Origin of the sequence: Pseudomonas sp. NBRC 111143, assembly GCF_001320965.1 — a bacterium.
In the GTDB taxonomy this organism is placed as follows: Bacteria; Pseudomonadota; Gammaproteobacteria; order Pseudomonadales; family Pseudomonadaceae; genus Aquipseudomonas; species Aquipseudomonas machongensis.
This window is the reverse complement of sequence record NZ_BCBT01000006.1, coordinates 48,127-71,463: the sequence shown is the minus strand read 5'-3', so window position 1 is coordinate 71,463 and position 23,337 is coordinate 48,127. Positions and strand designations below refer to the sequence as shown.

12 protein-coding genes and 2 pseudogenes are annotated in these 23,337 nt (G+C 64.0%); 6 read left to right on the top strand and 8 right to left on the bottom strand.

Translation table 11 applies throughout. The annotated features are described in order from the left end of the window. Both APH44_RS05265 and APH44_RS05260 read left to right on the top strand, forming a co-directional pair. The gene (locus APH44_RS05265) at positions 1-1,110 is read left to right on the top strand and encodes a methionine ABC transporter ATP-binding protein (RefSeq protein ID WP_054891648.1); all 1,110 of its coding nucleotides are present in this window, start codon (positions 1-3) and stop codon (positions 1,108-1,110) included. After that, positions 1,100-1,744, top strand: coding sequence for a methionine ABC transporter permease (locus tag APH44_RS05260; RefSeq protein ID WP_054891647.1), 645 nt, complete (start codon positions 1,100-1,102; stop codon positions 1,742-1,744). The genes APH44_RS05265 and APH44_RS05260 overlap by 11 nt, the downstream gene beginning before the upstream one ends. Before the next feature lie 15 nt (positions 1,745-1,759). Here APH44_RS05260 and dibA read toward each other — a convergent pair. Continuing rightward, a pseudogene (gene dibA / locus APH44_RS05255) lies at positions 1,760-3,654 on the bottom strand (phosphodiesterase DibA). Between the two features lie 252 nt (positions 3,655-3,906). Between dibA and desA the strand changes: the two are divergent. After that, positions 3,907-5,090: pseudogene (desA, locus tag APH44_RS05250) on the top strand (delta-9 fatty acid desaturase DesA). A 140-nt stretch (positions 5,091-5,230) separates the two neighbouring features. After that, positions 5,231-6,220 (top strand): sensor domain-containing diguanylate cyclase, encoded by a 990-nt coding sequence (locus APH44_RS05245; RefSeq protein WP_054891729.1) that lies wholly within the window; start codon positions 5,231-5,233, stop codon positions 6,218-6,220. Positions 6,221-6,230: 10 nt separating this feature from the next. Here APH44_RS05245 and APH44_RS05240 read toward each other — a convergent pair whose 3' ends face one another. Next, positions 6,231-7,556, bottom strand: a complete 1,326-nt coding sequence (locus APH44_RS05240; RefSeq protein WP_054891646.1) for a response regulator — start codon at positions 7,554-7,556, stop codon at positions 6,231-6,233. A gap of 245 nt (positions 7,557-7,801) precedes the next feature. Between APH44_RS05240 and APH44_RS05235 the strand changes: the two genes are divergently transcribed. Continuing rightward, entirely contained in the window at positions 7,802-12,565 is a 4,764-nt protein-coding gene (locus APH44_RS05235) for an ADP-ribosyltransferase (protein ID WP_054891645.1), read from the top strand. Positions 12,566-12,632: 67 nt separating this feature from the next. Here the strand turns inward: APH44_RS05235 and gabT are convergent, their stop codons facing one another. The 4 genes from gabT to APH44_RS05215 all read right to left on the bottom strand — a co-directional run bounded on the left by gabT (position 12,633) and on the right by APH44_RS05215 (position 19,991). Then, positions 12,633-13,910 carry a 4-aminobutyrate--2-oxoglutarate transaminase gene (gene gabT / locus APH44_RS05230; RefSeq protein ID WP_054891644.1) on the bottom strand — a complete coding sequence of 426 codons (1,278 nt, stop codon included), beginning with the start codon at positions 13,908-13,910 and terminating at the stop codon, positions 12,633-12,635. 179 nt (positions 13,911-14,089) lie between these two features. Further along, positions 14,090-15,532 (bottom strand): NADP-dependent succinate-semialdehyde dehydrogenase, encoded by a 1,443-nt coding sequence (gabD, locus tag APH44_RS05225; protein WP_054891643.1) that lies wholly within the window; start codon positions 15,530-15,532, stop codon positions 14,090-14,092. Between the two features lie 425 nt (positions 15,533-15,957). Next, a complete protein-coding gene (locus APH44_RS05220) occupies positions 15,958-17,634 on the bottom strand; it encodes an aryl-sulfate sulfotransferase (protein ID WP_054891642.1) in 1,677 nt (558 codons plus the stop codon). Positions 17,635-17,651: 17 nt separating this feature from the next. Next, entirely contained in the window at positions 17,652-19,991 is a 2,340-nt protein-coding gene (locus APH44_RS05215) for a TonB-dependent receptor (RefSeq protein WP_054891641.1), read from the bottom strand. A gap of 192 nt (positions 19,992-20,183) precedes the next feature. Between APH44_RS05215 and APH44_RS05210 the strand changes: the two genes are divergently transcribed. Beyond that, positions 20,184-21,098 carry a LysR family transcriptional regulator gene (locus APH44_RS05210; protein WP_054891640.1) on the top strand — a complete coding sequence of 305 codons (915 nt, stop codon included), beginning with the start codon at positions 20,184-20,186 and terminating at the stop codon, positions 21,096-21,098. A gap of 86 nt (positions 21,099-21,184) precedes the next feature. Here the strand turns inward: APH44_RS05210 and APH44_RS05205 are convergent, their stop codons facing one another. Next, positions 21,185-22,090: a TauD/TfdA family dioxygenase gene (locus APH44_RS05205; protein ID WP_054891639.1), complete on the bottom strand. Its 906-nt coding sequence runs from the start codon at positions 22,088-22,090 to the stop codon at positions 21,185-21,187. Between the two features lie 21 nt (positions 22,091-22,111). Beyond that, positions 22,112-23,152, bottom strand: a complete 1,041-nt coding sequence (locus APH44_RS05200; RefSeq protein ID WP_054891638.1) for an ABC transporter substrate-binding protein — start codon at positions 23,150-23,152, stop codon at positions 22,112-22,114. Positions 23,153-23,337: the final 185 nt, after the last annotated feature.

Sequence of the window (23,337 nt, the reverse complement as noted above, 5' to 3'; positions counted from 1 at the left end):
ATGAGTAGCGCCAGCGCCCTCAGGGCGCCCGTCCCCCACGCCACGCCGGCCCCGGCGCGCGAGCAGGTATTGCGCCCGGAGGTGAACGAGGCTCATGTACGCTTCATCGGGTTGGGCAAGACCTACCCCGGGCAAGCTCACCCTGCCCTGCACGACATCGACCTGAACATCCGCCGCGGCGAGATCTTCGGCATCATCGGCCGCAGCGGCGCCGGCAAGTCGTCACTGCTGCGCACCATCAACCGCCTGGAGCAACCCAGCGAAGGGCGCGTGCTGATCGACCAGGTCGACATCGCTCCGTTCGACGAGGATCGCCTGGTGTCGCTGCGCCGGCGCATCGGCATGATCTTCCAGCACTTCAACCTGATGTCGGCCAAGACCGTGTGGCAGAACGTCGAGCTCCCCTTGAAGGTCGCCGGCGTGGCCAAGGCCGAGCGTCACCGCAAAGTGCGCGAGTTGCTGGAGCTGGTAGGCCTGGAACAGAAACACCATGTCTATCCGGCGCAGTTGTCCGGCGGTCAGAAGCAGCGTGTCGGCATCGCCCGCGCGCTGGTGCACGATCCGCAGATCCTGTTGTGCGACGAAGCGACCTCGGCACTGGACCCTGAAACCACCGCCTCGATCCTCGACCTGCTGCGCGATATCAACCAGCGCCTTGGCCTGACCATCGTGCTGATCACTCACGAGATGGCGGTGATCCGCGACATCTGCCAGCGCGTGGTGGTGCTCGAACGTGGCGAAGTAGTCGAGCAGGGCGAGGTCTGGCAGGTATTCGGCGCGCCGCGCCACGAAGTGACCCGCACCTTGCTCGCCCCCTTGCAGACCAAGCTACCCGCAGCCTTGCAGGCCAATTTGCGGGCTCAACCGGTCAGCCAGGACGCTGCCGTGGTGTTGCGCCTGCAGCTGGTCGGCGAGCCGGAGCTGTCGGCATTGTTCACCGATCTCGGCGGGCGTGTGCGTCTGCTCCAGGGGGGTGTCGAGACCATTGGCGAGCACGCCTTGGGCCAACTGGTCCTGGCCGTGCGCGGCTCCGCGCTCGGGGCTCATCAACTGCTCGAACGTGCCCGGCGCTGGGCTGCCGATGTGGAGGTGCTGGGTTATGTGGACTGAACGCCTGCTGCAAGGCCTGATCGATACCCTGCTCATGGTGGGGGTGTCTTCGTTGATCGCGCTGCTGGTGGGGATTCCGATGGCGGTGCTGCTGGTCACCAGCGGCAAGGGCGGCATCTACGAAGCGCCGCTGCTCAACCGCGTGCTCGGCGCCTTCGTCAACCTGTTCCGTTCGATCCCCTTCCTGATCCTGATGGTGGCACTGATCCCCTTTACCCGGCTGATCGTCGGTACCACCTATGGCGTCTGGGCGGCCGTGGTGCCATTGACCATCGCTGCCACGCCGTTCTTCGCCCGAATCGCCGAAGTCAGCCTGCGCGAGGTCGACCACGGCCTGATCGAAGCGGCGCAGGCCATGGGCTGCCGACGCTGGCACATCATCTGGCATGTGCTGCTGCCTGAAGCGCTGCCAGGGATCGTCGGCGGTTTCACCATCACCTTGGTGACCATGATCAACTCCTCGGCCATGGCCGGCGCGATCGGTGCCGGTGGTCTGGGTGACATCGCCTACCGCTATGGGTACCAGCGCTTCGACAGCCAGATCATGCTGACGGTGATCGTCATGCTGGTGGCCTTGGTGGCGGTGATCCAGTTGGGCGGGGATCGGTTGGCCAAAGGCTTGAACAAGCGCTGAGCTGAAATCGAGTTCCTACGACCAGCGCAGGTTCTCGGCCGCCACGGGCCGTCCGAACCAGTAGCCCTGCCCCAGGTCGCACTGCTGCTCCAGCAGCAGTCGCGCCTGCTCGGCCAGCTCGATCCCCTCGGCATGCACCTGCATCCCCATGCTCCGCGCCAGGGCGATGATCACCCGCACGATGGCGATGTCGTCTTCGTCATTGGGCAATCCGGCGACGAAGCCCTGGTCGATCTTCAGCTTCTGCACCGGCAGGCGCTTGAGCCGCAACAGCGATGAATAGCCGGTGCCGAAATCGTCGATCGCCAGGCGCAAGCCCAGCTCGCGCAGACGGTGCAACTGCTCCAGCGCCACCTCGGGGTCCTCCATCACCGCGCTCTCGGTCACTTCCAGCTCCAGCAGCGCCGGGTCCAGGCCGGTCTCGTCCAGCACCTCGGCCACTTGTCGATACAGGCCACGCTGGCCGAACAGGCGACTCGACAAATTAACCGCGACGAAGTCCAGCACTCGCCCCTCGGCTTGCCACTGCACCATCTGCCGACAAGCCTGGCGCAGCACCCAGGCATCGATATCGACGATCAGCCCGGTGCGCTCGGCGATCGGGATGAACTCGCCCGGCGGCACCAGGCCGCGCTCGGGATGCTGCCAGCGCACCAGCGCCTCGACCCCGACCATGCTCCCGGTGAACAGGTCGTGCACCGGCTGGTAGAAGACACGCAACTCTTCCTGGGCCAGCGCCCGGCGCAGTTCGCCGGCGGTCTCGACGCGATGCTGGGCGTGGGCGGTAAGTTCTTCGGTGTACAGCGCATAGCAGGCGCGACCATTGCTTTGGCCTTGAACAGCGCCGAGTCGGCATTGCGCAACAGTTGCTCGGCGCTCAGCGCGTCGCTGGGGAACAGGCTGATACCGATGCTCGCACCGATGAACAGCTGCTGCCCTTCGAACGCGAACGGCTGACGAAGGCGTTCAAGGATGCCCTGTGCAGTGGTCGCCGCCTGGGCGACCTGCTGGCACCCCTCGAGCAGTACCGCGAACTCATCGCCGCCCAGGCGCGCCAGGGTCACGCCGCTACCCAGCTGCTCCTGCAAACGCTCGCCCACCAGCTTGAGCAACTGGTCGCCAATGGTGTGCCCCAGGCTGTCGTTGATGCTCTGGAAGTGGTCGAGGTCGAGCAGCAGCAAGGCGCAGCCACGCTTGTTCGCCTGCGCCGCCGCCAACGCCTGCTCGGCACGGTCGCTGAACAGCAGGCGGTTGGGCAGGCCGGTCAAGGGGTCGTGATGGGCGAGGTAGGCCAGCTCTTGCTCGGAATGCTTGATCGCACTGATGTCGCTGAACACCGCGACGTAGTGGCTCAGCTCACCGCTGTCGTCGCGAATCGCGCAGATCGTCTGCCATTGCGGATAGATCTCGCCACTCTTGCGGCGATTCCAGATTTCCCCGCTCCACTCGCCTTTTTCGGCCAAGGTCGCGTAGATCTGCTGGTAGAAAGGCGCCCCATGGCGTCCCGACTTGAACTTGCTCGGGCGCTGGCCCAGCACTTCGTCCTGGTGATAACCGGTGATGCGCATGAAGGCGCGGTTCACATGCACGATCAGGCCGTTGCGATCGGTCACCAGCACACCTTCCAGGGTGCTGTCGAAGACCGCTGCCGCCATGCGCAGGCGTTCGCGATCCTCGCTGCGCAGACGCGCACCAACGCCGATGAAGTTGAGCAGCCGGGCCCGTGACACGAAGATCAGCAAGGCGCTGAGCAGCACCCAGACCACCACGTTGATCTGCCGCCCGACGGTCAGCGCCAGGTCGTTGTCGGTCATGCCACGCAGCACCCACTCCGACAGCACCAGCCAGAGGAACGACAACACAACGTAGAGCGCAGCCATGCGCAAGGCGTCGCGAACAGAAACAGACATGTCGGGTGCATCAGTCCATGGAAAATAATGGCGCAGTATAAAGGTTGAAACATGCCGTGACTTTAAATCCCGGCTCATAAATAAGTCGCGGTTCCCGCCGCCCTGGCCCGTCCAGCCTGCCTTGGCGACACCCTCGCCGACGGCAAGGTGACCGGCGGTGACGATCCCGGCGAAAGCACGACTGGTTTTATTTCCCCGTCAAGGGATAATGCGCCCGTTGTTTCCCCTGTTTTCCCGAGGGTTTTTCCAACTATGTGGTACAACGGTCTGCTCGACCTGTCGGCCTGGCAACTGGTCGCGGTCACCCTGCTGATGACCCATGTGACCATCGTCAGCGTCACGATCTACCTGCATCGCTACTCGGCGCACCGCTCCCTGGAGCTCAATGCCGGGCTCAAGCATTTCTTCCGCTTCTGGCTGTGGCTGACCACGGCGCAGAACACGCGTGAATGGACAGCGATCCATCGCAAGGACACGCCAAGTGCGAAACCCCCGACGACCCGCACAGCCCGGTGTACAAGGGCCTGGGCACCGTCCTGCGCAAAGGTGCGGAGCTGTACCGGAAAGAGGCGCGCAACGAGGAAACCCTGCGCATCTACGGCAAGAACTGCCCGGATGACTGGATCGAACGCAACCTCTACTCGCGCTACAAAATGGGCGGCATCGCCCTGATGGCGGTGCTCGACCTGCTGCTGTTCGGCACCATCGGCATCACCATCTGGGCCATCCAGATGATGTGGATTCCGTTCTGGGCCGCTGGCGTGGTCAATGGCCTGGGCCATGCGGTCGGCTATCGCAACTTCGAATGCCGCGACGCCGCCACCAACCTGGTGCCCTGGGGCATCATCATCGGCGGCGAAGAGCTGCACAACAACCACCACACCTACCCCAATTCGGCCAAGCTGTCGGTGCGCCGCTGGGAGTTCGACATGGGCTGGATGTGGATTCGTCTGCTGTGCCTGCTGCGCCTGGCCAAGGTGCAGCGCGTGGCGCCGATCGCCCACCGAGTCGAAGGCAAGGCCTCGTTGGACATGGACACCGCCATGGCAATCCTCAACAACCGCTTCCAGATCATGGCCCAGTACCGCAAGCTGGTGATCGGCCCGCTGGTCAAGCAGGAGCTGGAAAAGGTCGACACCTCGGTGCGCCACCACTTCCGCCGTGCCAAGCGCCTGCTGTCACGCGAGACCAGCCTGCTGCAGGATCGCCACCACGTACGCATCGAATCGATGCTGACGCACAGCCAGACGCTCAAGACCATCTACGAGAAGCGCCTGGCGCTGCAACAGATCTGGGCGCGCACCAGCGCCAACGGCCATGACATGCTGGCGGCCATGAAAGACTGGGTACACGAGGCCGAAGCCAGCGGTATCCAGTCGCTGCGCGACTTCGCCGCACAGCTCAAGACCTACTCCCTACGCCCTACCGGCGCCTGACTGCCGTTGATCGGCATGCCCCGTCCAAGGGCATGCCGACCGGAACTTCACCCCCCTGCTCGACTCAAAATCGGCATATCGCCCGCGTGGCGGGCCGAGTCGTGGCCGCACGCACATTCGTCGAGATCCGATCCGTGCACATGGCCAAAGAACGTCACCCCTCGATCCAGGCCGGTCCGCCCCGCCCCGAAGCTGCCCAGACCCTGCTCGCCCTGCTGCATGCCCAGGGTGAAGTGGCGCGCCTGAGCGAGCGCGAGCAGCTCTACAGCTCGCTGCTCGACAGCGTCAACGCCGTGCTCTGGGCCTTCGACTGGGAAACCCGCCAGGTGCTGTACGTCAGCCCCGCCTACGAGCGCATTTTTGGCCGCCCGGCCAGCCTGGTGATGGCCGACTACAACGAGTGGCGTGACGCAATCCACCCCGACGACCTCGACTACGCCGAGCGCAGCCTGGCCCAGGTACTGCTCCAGGGCACCGTCGAGGACCGCGAATACCGCATCATCAACGGCGCAGGCGAAGTGCGCTGGCTCAGCGACAAGTGCTACATCAACCAGCAGCGCGAAGGCGAGCGGGTGATCATCGTCGGCATTGCCGAGGACATCACCGAGAAGAAACAGCTCGAAGGCGAATTGCAGCGCCTTGCCACCACCGACGTCCTGACCCAGAGCAGCAATCGTCGGCACTTCTTCGAATGCGCCCAGCAAGCCTTCGACCGCGCCCGCGAAGACGGCACGCCAATGGCATTCCTGCTCCTGGACATCGACGACTTCAAGCACATCAACGACAGCTACGGGCATCCGGAAGGCGACCAGGTGCTACAGCGCATCGCCGACAGCGGCAAGGCAGTGCTGCGTCGGGGCGATCTGTTCGGCCGTATTGGCGGCGAGGAATTCGCGGCGGTATTCCCAGGCTGCACGGCACAGGTCGCCGAGCAGATCGCCGAGCGCTTGCAGCGAGAAATCCAGCGCCTGAGCTTCACCTACGGCCAGCAGACCTACGGCGTGACCGTGAGCCAGGGGCTGACCGAGCTGAGCGATCAGGACACCGACCTGGACAACCTGTTCGGTCGCGCCGACGCGGCGATGTACCAGGCCAAGCGCCAGGGCAAGAACCAAATCGTGCGCGGATGAGCGGTAGCGCTCACGGTTTTTCCGTGGCGCTGTCTTCGTCGGTGTTCGGGGCCTGAGGCATCTCTTCCACAACCTCAGCTTCAACGGTCGCGACTTCGACCTCAGGCGTTGTGATCACCGCCGGCGGCGCGGGTGGCTCGCGCAGGCGGTTGAGCTCAGGCAGGCCGAGCTTGAGCAGGCGTGCGGTCTTGCTGCTGGCGATCTTCTCGTTGCCCTGGGTCGGCAGCGCCCGCGACAACTGGCCGGCCAGGTTCATCGCCAGAATCTCTCGCGAATACACGCCACCACCCAGCTGATAGATCGCAGCGATCAGCTCGCGCAGGTTCAGCGGCAGGCGCCAGCGGGTGCGCAGGGCCGAACCGAATGGCGCGCCAAACTCATTGAGCGACAACTGCACCTGGTCTTCGTCCAGCTCGCCACCGGCCAGACGCCACTCCTGCAGGGTACGCAACACGGCCAGGTCTCCCAGGCAATGCAGCAGGCCCGCGCAGTAGCAGCGCTCTTGGTCCAGCTCGAGCATGCGTGCCAAGGTACGCGCGAATTCGGCGGTATGCAGCGAGATGTTCCAGAAGCGCGCGGCATGCTGCGCCAGCAGCGGATCGCTCAAGCGTGCGCTGCGCTTCAGCGTGAGGCCCAGGATCAGGTTCATGCTCTGGGTGCTGCCCAGCTTGTTCAGCGCCTGCAGCAGGGTCTGCACCGGCGCATCGCTATGCATGGCGGCACTGTTGGCCGCGGCGATGAGCACGCCGGTGATCTGCGGGTCATTGCGCACTTCCTCTTCCAGCACACGCAGGTTCAGGCCCTGCGGGTTGAGGGCGCGCTTGATCGCCACCTGTACATCGGCAAACAGCGGGCCGCCATCGGCAGTAGCGCGGCGCTGCTCAAGGTAGGCCGGCAGGCTGGCACCTGGCTGAAGGGGCGGCACCGGGCAGGCGATCTGCTCGCCGACTTCGAGCAACAGGTTTTCCAGGCGTTTGCGCAGGTTGTCCAGGTTCAGCGGTTTGCTCAGGTAGGCGGTGGGATGCAGCGGCAGCGCTTCTTTCACACTGGCGCTGTCGGTGCGTTCGCTCATGAGGATGAACGGCAGCCCAGGCTTGTCGCTCTTGGCGCGCACCTTGCGCAACAGGTCGAGGCCATCGACACCGGACAGCTCTCGGGCGGCGATAATCAGGTCGGGCTTGCTCGACAGCGCCGTCAGGGCCTGGGAGCCATCGGCGCAGACTTCCAGACGGGCATCGCAGCGCACGCTGAGCAGCATCTCGCGAAGCATGTCGCGCACCCAGGGATCGCTCTCGGCGATCAGCACGCGGGGTGGGAGGGGGTCTGCAGCGCTCATGGGCAACTCCTGAATAATCCTGACACGCAGTCCATCGCGGCTTCCAAACACGTCCATCGGTTAACCATAGCGCCACCTGCCGCGAATTGGCATAAAAAAACCCGCGATGGCATGCAGTTCACAGTTTGTTCATCTTCGTCGCAGCATCCGTGCATGCATTAACTACCACCTCGCCCAGCGCCCGCCTGGCTCTAGTGATGCCCCCATCACAAAGCCGTACAACACGCACGGCCAGCGAGGAACTCATGACGCTCAACCTTTCATCCGTCACCCAACACGCCCTTTCGACCCTGCGCACCCGCATCGACCAACGCCTTGAAGCGCACCCCTCGCTTGAGCGCATGGGGCTGGTCAATCTGGACCATGCGCTGACAGACGCAGAAGCTGCGAGCATCGAGCTGACGATCAGGAGCACCCTGCACGCCTACTGGGAGTCGCTCGAAAAGCCCGCCATGACGAGGCGCCAGTGTCACATCGAAGATATCGAGGCCACGCTGCGGCAATTGCTCGATGTCCAGATCGCCGCCGGCAGAATCCATCCGATCTATGCCACCTGCCTGCCCGCTTCGCTCGATCAGAATGACCTGACCATCAGCACCCTGAGCCTCAAGCTCGAGGCAAGCCGCACAGCCACACTGCATGGCTGCCTCATGTTCAGCCTGGACAGCGGCCCGACCCTCGTGTGGCTCGCAGGCCGGCAATGGGCCGCTTTCGCCACGCGCGACCTGGCAATCGCAGCGCTGACCGCGCTGGTGAACCAGCCGGTAGCCAGGGCCAGCATCACCGATACCCTGCCCCGCACGCAGCGCCTCGCGATGACCCAGCCATCGGCAGTGCAAACCTACGAACAGCGCCACTGGGTGATCAGGTCCGCACCGCGCAAGGCCTTTGCCGAGCTGCATCGACAACTGCGCAGCCTGCAACTGCACGATATCAAGCACGCCTTGCAGGCCGGGCTGGCGCCTGGTGAATCCCGTTCCGGGCGCGTCGAGGATGCCGTGCACCTGCCGCTTGCCCTCGGGCCAGGCAGCGCGCTCGACGCTACTCTCGAAGAAGCGCTCAAGACACCGCCCAAAGCACCCGATTGGCTGCGATACGCGCCTGAGGACCAGGCCAATCAATGCCTGAAGGCACTCCAGGAATACGACCACGCGCGTGCCGCCATGCTCAGTGCGCTGGGCGGCTGCGACAGTATCGAAAGCTTCGCCGCGACCCATCTGCGCAGCAGTATCGCCAACGACCTGGGCCTGGACCCCGAGCAGATCATGCTGGTGACCAAGCGTACGCTGCCCGAAACCGCCGCCCCCTACGAGATCCGGCGCAGCCTTGTACACCTGGCGTTGCAGGGCCTGCACGACGGCGACGACCAACCGGCGTCGGAATTCATCACCGCCACGCGCTTCGAGCAACAAGACCGGCCACTGCCTGAGGCGTACGCCACACTCACGCCCGCTTATGTCTGCAAGCTGATCGAAACACTGGCGCTACACGGCAAGTTCGCCCCCGCTCAGAGAGCCGCACATAAGCAAGACAGCAGCCGGCCGCTGATGAACGCCGCGCTCTTGCAGCAGATCGCGGCCCAGGCCTGGTGCGCACGCCTGCAGGGCCAGATCAAGCCAGAAGACCAGCAAACACTGGCAACCTTCGCCGCCGGAAGCGGCACGGGCTACGACAGGTTGTCCAGTGCCAACCTGCTCCTGGCCGACCAGTACCTGCTCAGCGACGCGTTGCTAGTGCGCCAGGACGACGCCGAGGGCGCCCTGCAACGCCTGCTGCTCTGCTGCCCGCATCATCCGCACAAGCCGGTACTGGGTTTCGACAGCGAACGGCAGTTGCTCGTCGAGGTGGTGGGCTGGTTCGCAGAAGCGGACACCCAGGCCTACCTGCTGCAGAACGTGATAGCCCAGCAGCGCACCTCGTTCGCCGCCCTGATCACTCAGATCGCCAACAAGCCATTCCCGCAAACACAGCAACAGCCAGCCAGCACCGAGACGCAGGTCTGGGACACCTGGTACCTGGATATCCGCAGGCAGCGTCAGCAGATCCCTACCCCGGAAAAGCTCTACGAGCAGTTCATGACACTGGTGCGCTTCACGGGCCAGGAAGGGGTCAAAGCCCTGACCCAGAACCGCATCGAGGTTGCCGAGGCCAACACAGCTGCGCGCACGCCAGCCTGGTTGCAGGCGGCCAGTGCCTCCCAGCGTGGCCAGCTGACACGCCTGGAAGACCAGATCCAGGCTGCAGAGCAGCAGTATGCCGACGCCGAGCATGCGCAACTGCCGGATTTCGAGGCGTATGTCCATGCCCAGGCCCAGGACAAGCTCAAGCAGTTGCTCGGCAACCGTGCCGACAGCATCGATCCGGACAGCGTGATCATCAAGTCACCCAGGGAGACCCTTACCTACACCCAATTGCTGCGCAACGGCTATGACGACAGCCTGGGCCTGTTCACGGCCACAGCCGATACCACGGCAACCCTCGAAGGCCCCGACGGGGTTGATCTTTCGGCGTTGACGCCGCAGTCGGTCACAGGCTCCGTACGCGGTCAGTGGGTATCCGACCGCTACGTCAGCCTGATCGAGGAAACCCTGCTCTCGCCCATACACACCGGCTACGCCTGGCGTCGTCGGCAGAGCGTGTTGATCGTACAACTGCAGATGCAACTGGCGGCGCTGCGCAGCCTCCTGCAAGGGCATCTGGATGCCGACCAGCACACCTGGGTGCTGGCGAGCATCCAGAGCATGCACCAGACTGCCGACACGGAGCGTGAGCGTCATGCCTTCTACCGATTGGTGGTGCGCATCGACAACGAGTTCCTGGCCGACGAGCCGACCATCGGCAAGTTGTTCAACGCGCTGTATCGGATCATGGGCAAGACCCCGCCCTACCGTGAAGAAGTCATCCACGGTTGCTACCTGCTCAAGTCGCCGGTAGGGCAACCCTCGCAAACGTTGCTCTACACTCCGGCGGCTGCAGACGGCATCGATTTTCGGCCCTTTAGCAGCTTCGTCCAGTCGCTCGACACCCCTGGCATGATCGACTACTACAAGGACCGCAGTCGCAGGCAAGCCGGGCAACTGCTGGCCTTCCTGTTCAAGGACCTGCGCGAGGGCGGACCGAGCCCGGTGCCAAGCGTGCCCGAAGCCCCCACGGACGACCTGCGCATCCCGTGCTACGACGATGGGCTGCGCCAACGCATCGTCGATGTGCGCGATGTCACCAAGGGTCGCGCCGATATGATCGCGAGCATCGTCTGGAACACGCTGGAAACGGTGGTCCAGATCGTGACGCTACCCTTCCCGCCTGCTGCCTTCACAGTGGGCGCCGCGCTTGCCCTGCGCGACTACATCGGCGCACTGAGCGCATTCATCAATCGCGATGCCGGCACCGCGAGCCTGTACCTGTTGTCTTCGCTGCTAAACGGCGCAGGCGCTTATGGTGACCTGGCACACGGCATGAAAGGCTTTGGTGGCCTGCTGCGCGATGCCGAGCGGCTGCCCAGCCAACCACGGCGCTGGGCAGACACGAAAACGGCAGTGCTCGGTCTCACCGAGCGTGAGCTCAAGCCCGTCGAACTGAAGGGTCAGTCGGTACTGCTCGGCCCCCCTTCCACCCAGGGATTGGCGCGGATAGCCAGGCGTAACGCGAGCGGTGAACTGATCGACACCGGACGTTACGCCAGGCAGGACAAGCTGGGTGACTGGACCCCGGTGGAGAGCGCGGACAACGCCGTAGTCCAGCCTGCCCCCGACCAGCACGCTGTCGCCATCTCGCTGGAAGGTGGCACACCGGCCAGTGGCGCACACGCGCAAGGCATCACTCTGGTCAATGGCCACCCTTACGTGCAGATCGACGACAAGGTGTTCCGGGTGCAATTCGATGCGCATACCGCGCAATGGTCGATCATCGACCCGGACAATCCCTTCGCCTTCTTCGGACGCCAGCCATTGGCGCGCCAGGCGGACGGTACCTGGAAGCGCGTCGACAGTGGCGGGTTGCGGGGTGGCACCCCTGGTGACGACGGCCTGGTGACTACACCAAAGCCTGTGACAACGCCTGAAACCGTGACCCCGCCTGTGGCGGGTGGCGACAACGTCGTGAGTCTGCCCAGCGATCGCTCGAGCTTCTGGGATATCCACATGAAAGAGGACGCGGCGCAAAGCGAACTGCTCTCGAACCAGGCCCAGGCCCGTCATCGCGCGCTGTTGGACGATATCGATATCGCCCGCCTGGAAGATGGCGAAGATGCGCCCATGGATGAGCATGACTTCGAGTACCTGCGAACCGATGAAGGCATCACCTACACCTACAAGGAAGACGAAGACTACGTAAACCGCCTCATCGGCAACTACACGGATGAAAGCTCGCAAATCAACAGCTACCTGCGCCGCGGGGTGCATGAGTTCCCGTTCTGCGACTCGGACACTTTCGTCGACAAGCTGGTGGACTCGCTGGAAACCCTGCCCAAGAGCAACACGGTCGCTCTCTACCGCGGAGGCAACGGATCGAGAAGCACATCGGGCGAGCACTTTCGCACCGGAAAACTGAAGAAAGGCGACGTACTGGTCAACTCGGACCTGACGTCCTTTACCGAAAATCCCTACGTGATACGCGCCTTCGCCAGCGATGAGCTGTCCTCGCCGGACATCGTGAAGGGCACGTTCGACGACACATCGGTGGTTTTCGAGATACCCGCGGGCCAATACCAGAGCGGGGTGCCCATAGCTCCCCTGTCATGGACAGCAACAGAGGCGGAAACCCTGTTCCCGCCAGGGTGCCGTTTCGAGATCGAAGACATCGGCGAGGTCGTGGGTGACGACTTCCGCTTCGTCAATGTGAAGCTCAAGGAGATCCCGAGCACAACGCCCGTGGTGCACCCGGTATACGATCTGCGCACCGGCAACCCGTTCAAGCGCGACGAGTACGCCGCCATGCTCAAGAACGACGACCTGGTCGAACGCTTCTTCCCTGCTGCCGACTGGACACCTCCCAGCCCTTCGAGCACCTGATCCTCAGGTTGAAAAAAAACGCCCAGGCAATGCCTGGGCGTTTTTTATCGGCTACGCGGATCGGCAATCAAGCCAGTTCAGCGAAGCACTCTTCGATGATGGCCAGGCCTTTGTCCAGCAGGGCGTCTTCGGCGGTCAGCGGAACCAGGATCCGCAGGACGTTGCCGTAGGTGCCGCAGGACAGCAGGATCAGACCCTTGTCGCGTGCCTTGGCGACTACTTGGGCCACGGCGGCAGCGTTCGGGGTGTGGGTGCCCTTCTCGAACACTTCCACGGCGATCATCGAACCCAGACCACGGACGTCACCGATGATCGAGTGCTTCTTCTGGATTTCACGCAGGCCAGCGGTCAGGCGCTCGCCAACGGCCTTGCTGCGGTCCAGCAGTTTCTCTTCCTCGAACACCTGGATGACGGCCAGGGCCGCGGCGCAGGCGATCGGCGAACCGGCGTAGGTGCCGCCCAGGCCACCTGGGGCGATGGCGTCCATGTATTCGGCCTTGCCGCACACACCGGCCAGCGGGAAGCCGCCAGCGATGGACTTGGCGAAGGTGGTCAGGTCAGGCGCGACGCCCATCTGCTCCATGGCGAAGAAGGTGCCGGTACGGCCAGCGCCGGTCTGCACTTCGTCGGCGATCAGCAGGATGCCGTGCTGGTCGCACAGGGCGCGCAGGCGCTGCATCAGCTCTTTCGGCGCTGGCAGGAAACCACCTTCGCCTTGTACTGGCTCGAGGATGATCGCAGCGATGTCGCGTGGCTCGGCGTCGTTCTTGAAGATGCGCTCGACCGACGCGATGGCGTCATCGACGCTCACGCCGTGCAGCTCGCTCGGGAACAGGGCACGGAACACGCCGCCTGGCATCAGGCCCATGCCTGCGGAGTACGGCACGACCTTGCCGGTCAGGCCCAGGGTCATCATGGTACGACCGTGGTAGCCACCGGTGAAGGCGATCACACCGGCACGGCCAGTGGCGGCACGGGCGATCTTCACGGCGTTTTCAACGGCTTCGGAGCCGGTGGAAACCAGCAGGGTCTTCTTGTCGAAGTCACCCGGAACCAGCTTGTTGATCTTCTCGCACAGCTCGACGTAAGGCTCGTAGGCCAGCACCTGGAAGCAGGTGTGGCTGACCTTGGTCAGTTGCTCTTGAACGGCAGCGACCACTTTCGGGTGCAGGTGGCCGGTGTTCAGTACTGCGATGCCGCCGGCGAAGTCGATCAGTTCGCGGCCTTCAACGTCGATCACCGTGGAGTTCTTCGCCGACTCGACGAAGATCGGGTGGATCTGGCCAACGCCACGTGGGACGGCGGCGACACGGCGTTGCATCAAGGATTCGTTGGTCTTGCTCATAATGCCCTCATTCGCGCCGACTCTGACGGCGCTGTTATTCGGGGGTGGCTGGGTGTGCCTGCGAACAGTATTCGTTGATCGACTGTCACCGGCGCCCTGGCCACCAGGTACTGCATGTCAAAAAAACCAGCGAGACGTCGCTCTCGCGCCCCGCTGGCAGAGGTAAAGCCCTTAGCGCATCAAACGCTGATGCACAGGTATTTGATTTCGAGGTAGTCCTCGATGCCGTACTTGGAACCTTCGCGGCCCAGGCCCGAGGCCTTGATACCGCCGAACGGCGCGACTTCGTTGGAGATCAGGCCGGTGTTGATGCCGACCATGCCGTATTCCAGGGCCTCGGCGACGCGGAACACGCGGCTCATGTCGCGGGCATAGAAGTACGAGGCCAGGCCGAACTCGGTGTCGTTGGACATGGCGATGACTTCGGCCTCGTCCTTGAAGCGGAACAGCGGCGCGAGCGGGCCGAAGGTCTCTTCCTTGGCGACGGCGGCAGTCTTCGGTACGTCGACCAGGATGGTCGGCTCGAAGAAGTTGCCTTCGATCAGCTTGCCGCCGGACAGCACCTTGGCGCCCTTGGAGACGGCGTCCTCGATGTGCTCCTGGACCTTGGCGACCGCCTTGTTGTCGATCAGCGGGCCAGTGGTGGTGCCTTCTTCCAGGCCGTTACCGATCTTCAGCTTGCCAACGGCAGCCTTGAGCTTCTCGGCGAACGCGTCGTAGACGCCGTCCTGCACGTAGATACGGTTGGCGCAGACGCAGGTCTGGCCGTTGTTGCGGTACTTGGAGATGATCGCGCCCTCGACCGCCTTGTCCAGGTCGGCGTCGTCGAACACGATGAACGGAGCATTGCCGCCCAGCTCCAGGGAAACCTTCTTGATGTCCTTGGCGCATTCTTCCATCAGCTGGCGACCGATTTCGGTCGAGCCGGTGAAGGACAGTTTGCGTACCAGGGAGTTGCCAGTCAGCTCGCCGCCGACTTCGCCGGCGCTGCCGGTAACAACGCTCAGCACGCCAGCCGGGATACCGGCGCGGGTGGCCAGCTCGACCAGGGCCAGGGCGGAGTAAGGGGTCTGCGAAGCAGGCTTGAGCACCATGGTGCAGCCAGCGGCCAGGGCCGGGCCGGCTTTACGGGTGATCATCGCCGCCGGGAAGTTCCACGGGGTGATGGCCGCGGTGACACCGATCGGCTGCTTGATGACGATCAGGCGTTTGTCTGGCTGGTGACCTGGGATGGTGTCGCCGTAGACGCGCTTGGCTTCCTCGGCGAACCACTCGATGAACGAGGCGGCATAGGCGATTTCGCCCTTGGCTTCGGCCAGCGGCTTGCCCTGCTCGGTGGTCATCAGGCGAGCCAGGTCGTCCTGGTTCTCGATCATCAGCTCGAACCAGCGGCGCAGCTTGTTCGAACGCTCCTTGGCGGTCAGGGCGCGCCAGGCCGGCAGGGCCTTGTCGGCGGCTTCGATGGCGCGGCGGGTTTCCGCAGCCCCCATCTTCGGCACGGTACCGATGACTTCGCCGGTGGCCGGGTTGGTCACCTTGATGGTCTGACCGCTGTCCGCATCCAGCCATTCACCGTTGATGAAGGCTTGCTGGCGGAACAACTGAGCGTCTTTGAGCTGCATGTCGGCTTCCCTTGACCGCGCCGCGCTGGCACGGAACGTCTTGTTGATTGTTGAAAGGCGCCCCTGGTGGGGCTGCCGTCAGGAATTCTGGCACCCAAACGAGCCAAGTGTTCAATATGGGCATCGAGCGTTTGAAATCTCAAACGAATGCTAAGCGGGTGCTGGGGTGTTGGACAATAGGCTGTTCGAAAAAAAGAACGAATGGTCTTTAGACAGCGCTGGCCCTATCGCGGGACAAGCCCGCTCCCACAGGTTGTGGGAGCAACTGTCTTGTTCAAAATCTAAAGGTCAGCCCAATCCCTGTTGGAGCAACTGTCTTTCTCAAAAATCTGGGGCCTGCCCAATCCCTGTGGGAGCGGGCTTGTCCCGCGATAGGGCCAGCAAAGATTAGACGAGCGAGCTGACGAAAATGTGATGCCGCTCTATCAGAAGGCCTTGTCCAGCTCGATCACCAGAGCCCGATACCCCACACTCCCCGGCTGACGGCTGTGCACCTTCAACTCCACCAACACCTCCTGGGTCCCCCGGCGCACCTCATTGAGCACCGTAGTGGTTAGCTTCTCCGGCGTCAGGTAGCCCACCGAGGCGGAATAGATGAACTGGGTATCGGTCTCCGGACGGTAGGCCACCACCGAAGTGATCGGGCTATACCACTCGTCGCCTCGCTCCTTGCCGTATTCCCACACCTGCTCGACCGTACCCTTGGCCTCATCGATGCGGTACTCCACCGCGCGGCTGTAGTTGCCGCTGAGCTTGGTCGGGGCGAAATCGCGGCCCCAGCCGTTGTCGAACACGGTCAGCGTACCCTTGCCGGTGAGCCAGGCGGTGTGCTGCGTCCACGACCAGTCGAAGCCATCGCCGCCCACTGGCGTCAGCACCTTTGCCTTCAACCGCACGGGCCAGCCCTGGGGCGAGGCGAGGATCCACTTCACCTGCTTGTCACGCCCGATCTTCACCACCCCTTGATGACGCGCTGAAACGATGATGCTGTCGTTATCGGCGTCGTAGTCGATGGCATTGACGTGCGCCCAGTTGCGCCCGGTGCCGACGCCGGGCGTGTCGCCGAACGGCAGGTCGCCTTCGGCCAGCTCGTTGGCCAGGCGCTCGTCCTGCTTGTGCACGCCCGCCGGCAACTGGATCGCCGCCTTGCCGAGGGTTTCCAGCAGGTCGCCGCGGTAGGGGTCGAGGATCTGGTTGAGGTCCCAGAAGTCCAGGACATCCCCCGCCTCGTCAACCTCGATGATGTGGTCGCGGATCGAGCGCACGCGCTTGCCGTCCGGACGCCGGTAGTCGCTGGTGCCCACCCGCAGCAGGTAGGTGCCCTGTGCCGTTTCGCGGATCTCGTGGGAGAAGTCGGCGAACTTGTCCGGCAGGTTGCGCTGCCAGACACGCCGCCCCAGCAGGTCGAACTTGGAGTAGGTCTGGCCCTGGCCCCAGATCAGCTTGCCGTCGCGGGTCTGCTGGAAGCCCATGGTCCCCCCCAGGCCATCGCGGCGGTTGGAGTCGTGGATCTGCTCGATATCCAGGTACCAGCGCACATCGCCATTGCTGTCGGCGATCCAGTTGTTGCCGACCTGATCCCACTCGGCAGCACCGCCCAGGCCGTTCCACTTGAAGGCACGGCCACCGGGGATCTCGCCCAGCAGGTGGTTGAACAGGTAGAGACGCTTCTCGAAGCCCGGCGCCACCTTGATCGGTTCGACCAGCGGCAGCGCCGCCGTCTGTTTCGCCACGACCGGCAGGCGCACGGCCGGGGCGTAGATTTCATAACGCTCACGCACGCGCTCACCGTCGAGCTTGTAGCTGACCTCGACCTGGTTGACGTGGTCCGGGTAGAGCCCGAACACCGGGATACCGCCGTAAGTCCACAGCGAGCGGTCGGAAACGTCATAGGCGATGTCCACACCCCGCTCGCCACGGCCCAGCACACGCACATGGGCGTTACCGATGGTGCGCCCACCGTCGCGGATGATCGCGGTCAGCGGCGCCAGGCGGTACGGGTTGACGACGATGTCCCCGAGCAGCGCCTGGTCGTCGGTGGGCACTTTGGCGGTGATGCAGGCGCCCTCGGGCAGTGCGGGGGTTTCGGTCTTGGCATTCATGGCAAAGCTCCTTGTCCTCAGAAGTCGTAGCGGGCGGTGGCGCCCACGGTGCGCGGCGTGCCGAGCACGCCGGCATAGCCGCCGTTGGCGGAATTCCACAGGCTGGTGAAATAAGTCTTGTCGCCGGCGTTCTTCACCCACAGCGACAGGTCGAGCACGCCGTCGCCCTGGTCCAGGCGCACGCCGGTGGAGAGGTTGACGATGGCGTAGCTGGGGATCTGGCCGTAGTCCGAGTCGTCGATGGTGCCCACTGCGCGAGAGCGGAAGGCGTAGCTGGCGGTGACATAGGGCTCGATGCGCTCGGCCAGTTGCCACTTGTACTGGGCGTTGAGGTTGGCGATGTACTTGGAGGCACCGACCACCTGGTGGCCGGACAGGTCGCAAGTCGCGGCGGCGTTGACCAGGCTGACCTCCGGCGGGCACGGGGCGTCCTTGTACTCGGTGTAGCGCACGTCGTTCCACGAGCCGTTGAAGTTCAAGGTCAGGCCGCGCAATGGCACGGCCGTGGCCTCGAACTCGAAACCACGCGAGCGCACGCTGCCGGCGTTGGCCAGGTACTGCACGCGATTGACCTGGTCGTAGACGTTGGCCTGGTAGCCATGTACTTGCGCCCAGAACAGGTTGGCATTGAGTTGCAGGCGGTTGTCGAGCAGCGTGCTCTTGACCCCGAGCTCGGCGTTGTTGACCCGCTCGGTGCCGACCTGCAGCGAGTCGGTGCCCAGGCGCGGGGCGGCGCCGACGGTCAGGTTCACGCCACCCGACTTTTCGCCGTGCGAAAGGCTGGCGTAGCCAAGCACCTCGTCGTTGAAGCGGTAACTCAGGCTCAGCAGCCCCGACGGTGCGAAACTGTACTGGCTGAGGTCGCCCGAATCGTAGGCCCCCACCCGGCCCTGACGTGCTGTCGCTGCTGCACCGGTGACCGCGGCACCGCCAAACGGATCGTCGCGGGTCACCCAGGCATTCTTCTCTTCATAGGTGCCGCGCACGCCTGCGGTGAAGTCCAGGCGCTCGGTCAGGTGCCAGGTGCCTTGGGCGAACAACGCATAGCTGTCGGTATCGATGTGGCCGTTGCCGAGGGTGGTGACGTTGGCCAAGGCACCGGCCGGGGTGGCGTTCCAGATGTCGGCCTGGGGGCCGTAATAGGTGAACGACTTGTTGTCCAGGTCCTGCTTGAAGTAGTAGGCCCCCAGCACGTAGTCGAAGAAGCCGCCGGTGGGCGAGGCCAGGCGCAGTTCCTGCGAGTACTGCTTGTCGCGCACCGACACGCCCGCGTTGTAGGCGGCGGGCACGTTGAGGCCGTCGTCGTTGCGTGGAGTGAAATCCCACCAGCGGTAGGCGGTGATCGAGGTCAGGGTGAAATCGTTGGGCAGCGTCCAGTTGGCCTCGACCGAAGTGCCGCCCTGGAACACCTTGACCATCTGGTCGGCATCGAAGTTGACCTTGCGCTTCTTGCCCGACACCAAGGTAGCGCCAGCCTGGCTGGCCAGGCTTTCGTAGCGGTTGACGCCGTTGATGGTCGGGCCGGTGCTGTAGAGGCTGAGGATGCCGTTGTTGGAGTCCTCTTCGTTGTACTCGCCGATCCAGCGCAGGTTGAAGGTATCGCTGGGCTTGAACAGCAACTGGGTGCGAAAACCCTGGCGCTTGCCACCGTTGAGATCGTCGCCGTTGTAGAGGTTTTTCACATAGCCGTCGTCCTCGGTGCGGTAAGCGCTGATGCGCCCGGCGAGGGTGTCGGTGATCGGGCCGGAGAAACTGCCTTGCGTTTGCCAGTAGCCGTCCTCGCCCAGCGACGATTGCACGCTGCCCTCGCGCTGGAAGGTTGGCTTGCGTGTGGTGATGTTGAGTACCCCGGCCGTGGTGTTCTTGCCGAACAGCGTGCCCTGCGGGCCACGCAGCACTTCGAGCTGCTCCACGTCGAGCAGGTCGGACACGGCCATGCCGGGGCGCCCAAGATAGACGTTGTCCAGATACACCCCGACGCTGCCTTCGAGGCCATCGCTGGCCGGGTTGTTGCCCAGGCCGCGGATCGAGATGCTCGACTGGCGCGCATGGACGTAGGCGACATTGGTGCTGGGCACCAGCTGCTGCAGGTCCTGCACTCGATAGATACGCTGGGTTTCCAGGGTTTCGCTGCCCAGCACGCTGATGGGCGTGGGCACGCTCTGCGAGGTTTCCTCGCGGCGCCGGGCATTGACCGTGACGGTGCCAAGCTTGGCGTCCTGTTCGACGGCGGGCGTGGCATCGGCAGGCGCCGGCTCGGCGAAGACATGACCGGCGGTCGCCAACAGCACACCAGCGGCCAGGGGTTGCAGGGTGAACAGCGACGCACGCGTCGGCCAACGGAAAACTCGCGACATGCAGATGCTCCTTGAGGCATGGGCCCTGGCGAGCATTTCCGTTGACGGAACCGAATCGCAGTAAGAGGGGCTTATATTCTTTTAAGAGATATAAATATTTGCATTTCATATTTTGTGGAATAAGTAACTGCATTTATAAGGTTCACAACCCTTGTCAGCAATTGCATTTCACCGAAAGTTTTCATGTAGAAAATGCATATCGATCTCCGTCAGCTTCGCCACTTCATCGCCCTGGTCGAGCACCGCAGCTTCGTCGCCGCCGCCGCGGCCGTGAACCTGTCGCAATCGGCCTTCAGCCGCAGCATCCAGACGCTGGAGCACAACGTCGGCTGTCGCCTGGTCGACCGCGCCAGCAAGGAGCTGGCACCGACCCGCCAGGGCCAGTTGGTACTGGAGCATTCGCGGCGCCTGGTGCATGGCGCGCACAACCTGGTCAACGAGATCAACCAGTTCAATGGCGCGACGACCGGCATGGTGCGATTCGGTTCGGGGCCGGCGCCTGCAGGTGGGCTGGTGCCACGCGCGGTGGCGCGCTTCGTGACCGAGTTTCCGGCGGCGCGCACCTGCTTCCAGGTGGATAACTGGCAGGCGTTGAACCGCAGGCTGATGGCCGAGGAGATCGAGTTCTTCGTCGCCGACACCCGTCAGTTCGAAGCCGACCCGGACTACCGGGTGCACAAACTCACGCCGCAACGCTGGTACTTCTGTTGCCGCGCCGGGCATCCGCTGACCGAGCGCAACGAGGTTCGCGCGCGCGACCTGTTCGACTACCCCATGGCCACCACCTTGCGCCCGCCGAACATCCGCAAGGTGCTCAGCGAGATGAGCGGCCGCCAGGACTTCCTGCCCAACGTGGAGTGCGAGCATGGCTATGCGCTGCTCAACGTGGTGATGCAATCGGACACCATCGGCATCGCCTGCCGGGGCAACTTGCGGCCTTATCAGGACGAAGAGCGGCTGGTGGCGCTGGAACTGGTGGACCTGACGGCGGAACAGGAAGAGGCTTGCCATACCCGCTACGGCATCGTCAGCCGGGTGGGCTATGGGTTGTCCCCATTGGCGCAGGGGTTGGTGCGGCAGTTGATTGCTTGTGACGGGGAAAGTTAGGGATCGGTGGTGGACTTTTCGCGGGCAAGCGCGCGCCCACAGGGAGCGGACTTGCCCGCGAAGAAGCCGAGACACCCGCTACAGGATCACCCCTTGCGTGTGGTCCGACTCAACTGCCCATCCACCCCCACCGGCACTTCACCGGCCAGGGTCACCCGCCGCACGATCCGCGGCTGGGTGCCGTAATCGTCCACCGCATAGTGCTGCGTCGCGCGGTTATCCCAGATCGCCACGTCCCCCGCCTGCCAGCGCCAGCGCACGGTGTTCTCCAGACGCGTCACATGCCCCTGCAGCAAGTTGAACAGGTGGTTCGAATCCGCCTGTGAATACCCCTTGATGCGCTTGACGAAGTGCCCCAGCTGCAGCACCCGTTCACCGCTGATCGGGTGCACACGCACCAGCGGATGCTCGGTCTCGTACACGGTCGAGGTGAACACCTTGCGGTAGCGCTCCAGCCGCTCGGGGTCCACATCCGGCTTGGCGCCGGCATAGTCGTACTCGTTGCTGTGCACGGCCCAGAGCTTGTCGGCCAGCTCGCGCAGTGGTTCAGGCAGCTCTTGATAGGCGCTCGCGGTGTTGGCCCAGACCGTGTCGCCACCGGAGGCCGGCGCCACCACGCTGCGCAGGATCGACGCCTTGGGGTAGGCGTCGACGAAGGTCACGTCGGTGTGCCAGGAGTTGGCGCGCTGGCCCTCGGCGCCGTCGAGCTGCAACAGGTAGCGGGTGCCATCAACCACCGGCACGGTGGGGTGAGCGATTGGCTCACCGAGCCGCTTGGCGAAGGCTTCCTGGCCCTGGTCGTCGAGGTGGGTCTGGTTACGGAAGAAGATCACCTTGTACCGCACCAGCGCCGCCTGGAGGGCGTCGACGGTGGCAGTGTCCAGGTCAGCGGACAGCTTCAGGTTGCGGATTTCGGCACCAATGCGGCCGGCGACCGGATGGATATCGAGTTCCAGGGCTTGTGGCGCGGCGGCCAATGCGGCGTTGCTCATGTCGTGCTCCTTACGATGGATTCAGCGGGCGGCCTGGACGGCCTGTTCCTGTTGCAGGGCGGTATCGATGAAACGGGGGTCGATCCAGTCGGATACCTGGAAGCTGCGGCGAATCAGGCGCTCCTTGGCGGCCAGGTCTACGCCCTGCTGCAGCAGGCCGACGAATTCGCCATCCAGGCGCGGATCGAAGTAGTGGGCGAGGTTTTCCTGGGCCAGGTCATCGCTGAGCACGCTGCGCGGCCAGTTGGCGGTGCTCGACACCAGATCCAGGTACGCCTCGCGGTTGCGCTCGTCACGCAGCCAGTTCACCGCCTGCTGCTGTGTGCTGACCAGGCGCTGGACCAGGTCCGGGTGCTGGCGGATGAACTCGCCCGTGCCTACCAGTACCGACTGGGTACTGCCAGCGCCTTTGAGGTCGCGCGAGTTGACCGGCAGCTCGACCAGCCCGCGGTCACGCAGCGACAGCAGGTTCGACAGGCCCCACGTGGCGTCGATCTGCTTGGCGGCGAGCGCCGCGTTGGACGCGTTGAAGTCCAGGTTGATGACTTTCAGGTCGCGCTCCGAGAGCCCCTGGCTGGCCAGGGCGCTGGCAAACGACAGCTGGTTGGCGGTGCCACGGAACACCGCCACGCGCTTGCCCTTCAGATCCGCCAGGCTGCGGATGCCGGAGCCCGGCACCACCCCCAGGTAGCTCTTCACCCCACGCACCCCGGCCGCCAGCACATGGGTGTCCAGGCCGCTGGACTTGCCGATGATCGCGGCCAGGTCGCCCAGGTAGGCGAAGTCTGCCTGGCCGTTGGCCAGAGCTTCGTTGACTGCAGGCCCGGCACCCTTGAAGAAGCGCCAGTCGATGCGAATGCCATCCTGGGCGAAGGCTTTTTCCAGCAATTGCTGATCACGCAGCACATCGACCACGCCCCCGGCGCTGGGTTTGCTGCCAGCGCTCAGGTCAGGCACGGCGATACGGATGACCTCGGGCCTGGTGCTGTCAGCGGCCTGAGCGGCCAGCGGCAGGACGCTGCACAGTGCGGCGAGCAATAGGTGGCGGAACGGGGTTTTCATGGCGTGGCTCCTTGGCAGGCTGCCGCCGGCGATGACCGGCGCGTTGGCCAAACGCTAGGCCGCCCCGCTTAGAACCGGCAAAGACCGAAAACTCATGCTCAAGTAACCGAAAGCTATAAATGAGCAAAGACGCGGCTCTGCGCCCGGCTTGCGCAGGACGCATCGCAAATATGAGCAAAACGCAA

Excerpts from the sequence above, each read along its gene's own strand:
- APH44_RS05200 (WP_054891638.1), bottom strand. The coding sequence starts at position 23,152 with ATGAAAACCCCGTTCCGCCACCTATTGCTCGCCGCACTGTGCAGCGTC.
- APH44_RS05215 (WP_054891641.1), bottom strand. The coding sequence starts at position 19,991 with ATGTCGCGAGTTTTCCGTTGGCCGACGCGTGCGTCGCTGTTCACCCTG.
- APH44_RS05205 (WP_054891639.1), bottom strand. The coding sequence starts at position 22,090 with ATGAGCAACGCCGCATTGGCCGCCGCGCCACAAGCCCTGGAACTCGAT.
- gabD (WP_054891643.1), bottom strand. The coding sequence starts at position 15,532 with ATGCAGCTCAAAGACGCTCAGTTGTTCCGCCAGCAAGCCTTCATCAAC.
- APH44_RS05265 (WP_054891648.1), top strand. The coding sequence starts at position 1 with ATGAGTAGCGCCAGCGCCCTCAGGGCGCCCGTCCCCCACGCCACGCCG.
- APH44_RS05245 (WP_054891729.1), top strand. The coding sequence starts at position 5,231 with ATGGCCAAAGAACGTCACCCCTCGATCCAGGCCGGTCCGCCCCGCCCC.
- gabT (WP_054891644.1), bottom strand. The coding sequence starts at position 13,910 with ATGAGCAAGACCAACGAATCCTTGATGCAACGCCGTGTCGCCGCCGTC.
- APH44_RS05260 (WP_054891647.1), top strand. The coding sequence starts at position 1,100 with ATGTGGACTGAACGCCTGCTGCAAGGCCTGATCGATACCCTGCTCATG.
- APH44_RS05240 (WP_054891646.1), bottom strand. The coding sequence starts at position 7,556 with ATGAGCGCTGCAGACCCCCTCCCACCCCGCGTGCTGATCGCCGAGAGC.
- APH44_RS05210 (WP_054891640.1), top strand. The coding sequence starts at position 20,184 with ATGCATATCGATCTCCGTCAGCTTCGCCACTTCATCGCCCTGGTCGAG.
- APH44_RS05220 (WP_054891642.1), bottom strand. The coding sequence starts at position 17,634 with ATGAATGCCAAGACCGAAACCCCCGCACTGCCCGAGGGCGCCTGCATC.
- APH44_RS05235 (WP_054891645.1), top strand. The coding sequence starts at position 7,802 with ATGACGCTCAACCTTTCATCCGTCACCCAACACGCCCTTTCGACCCTG.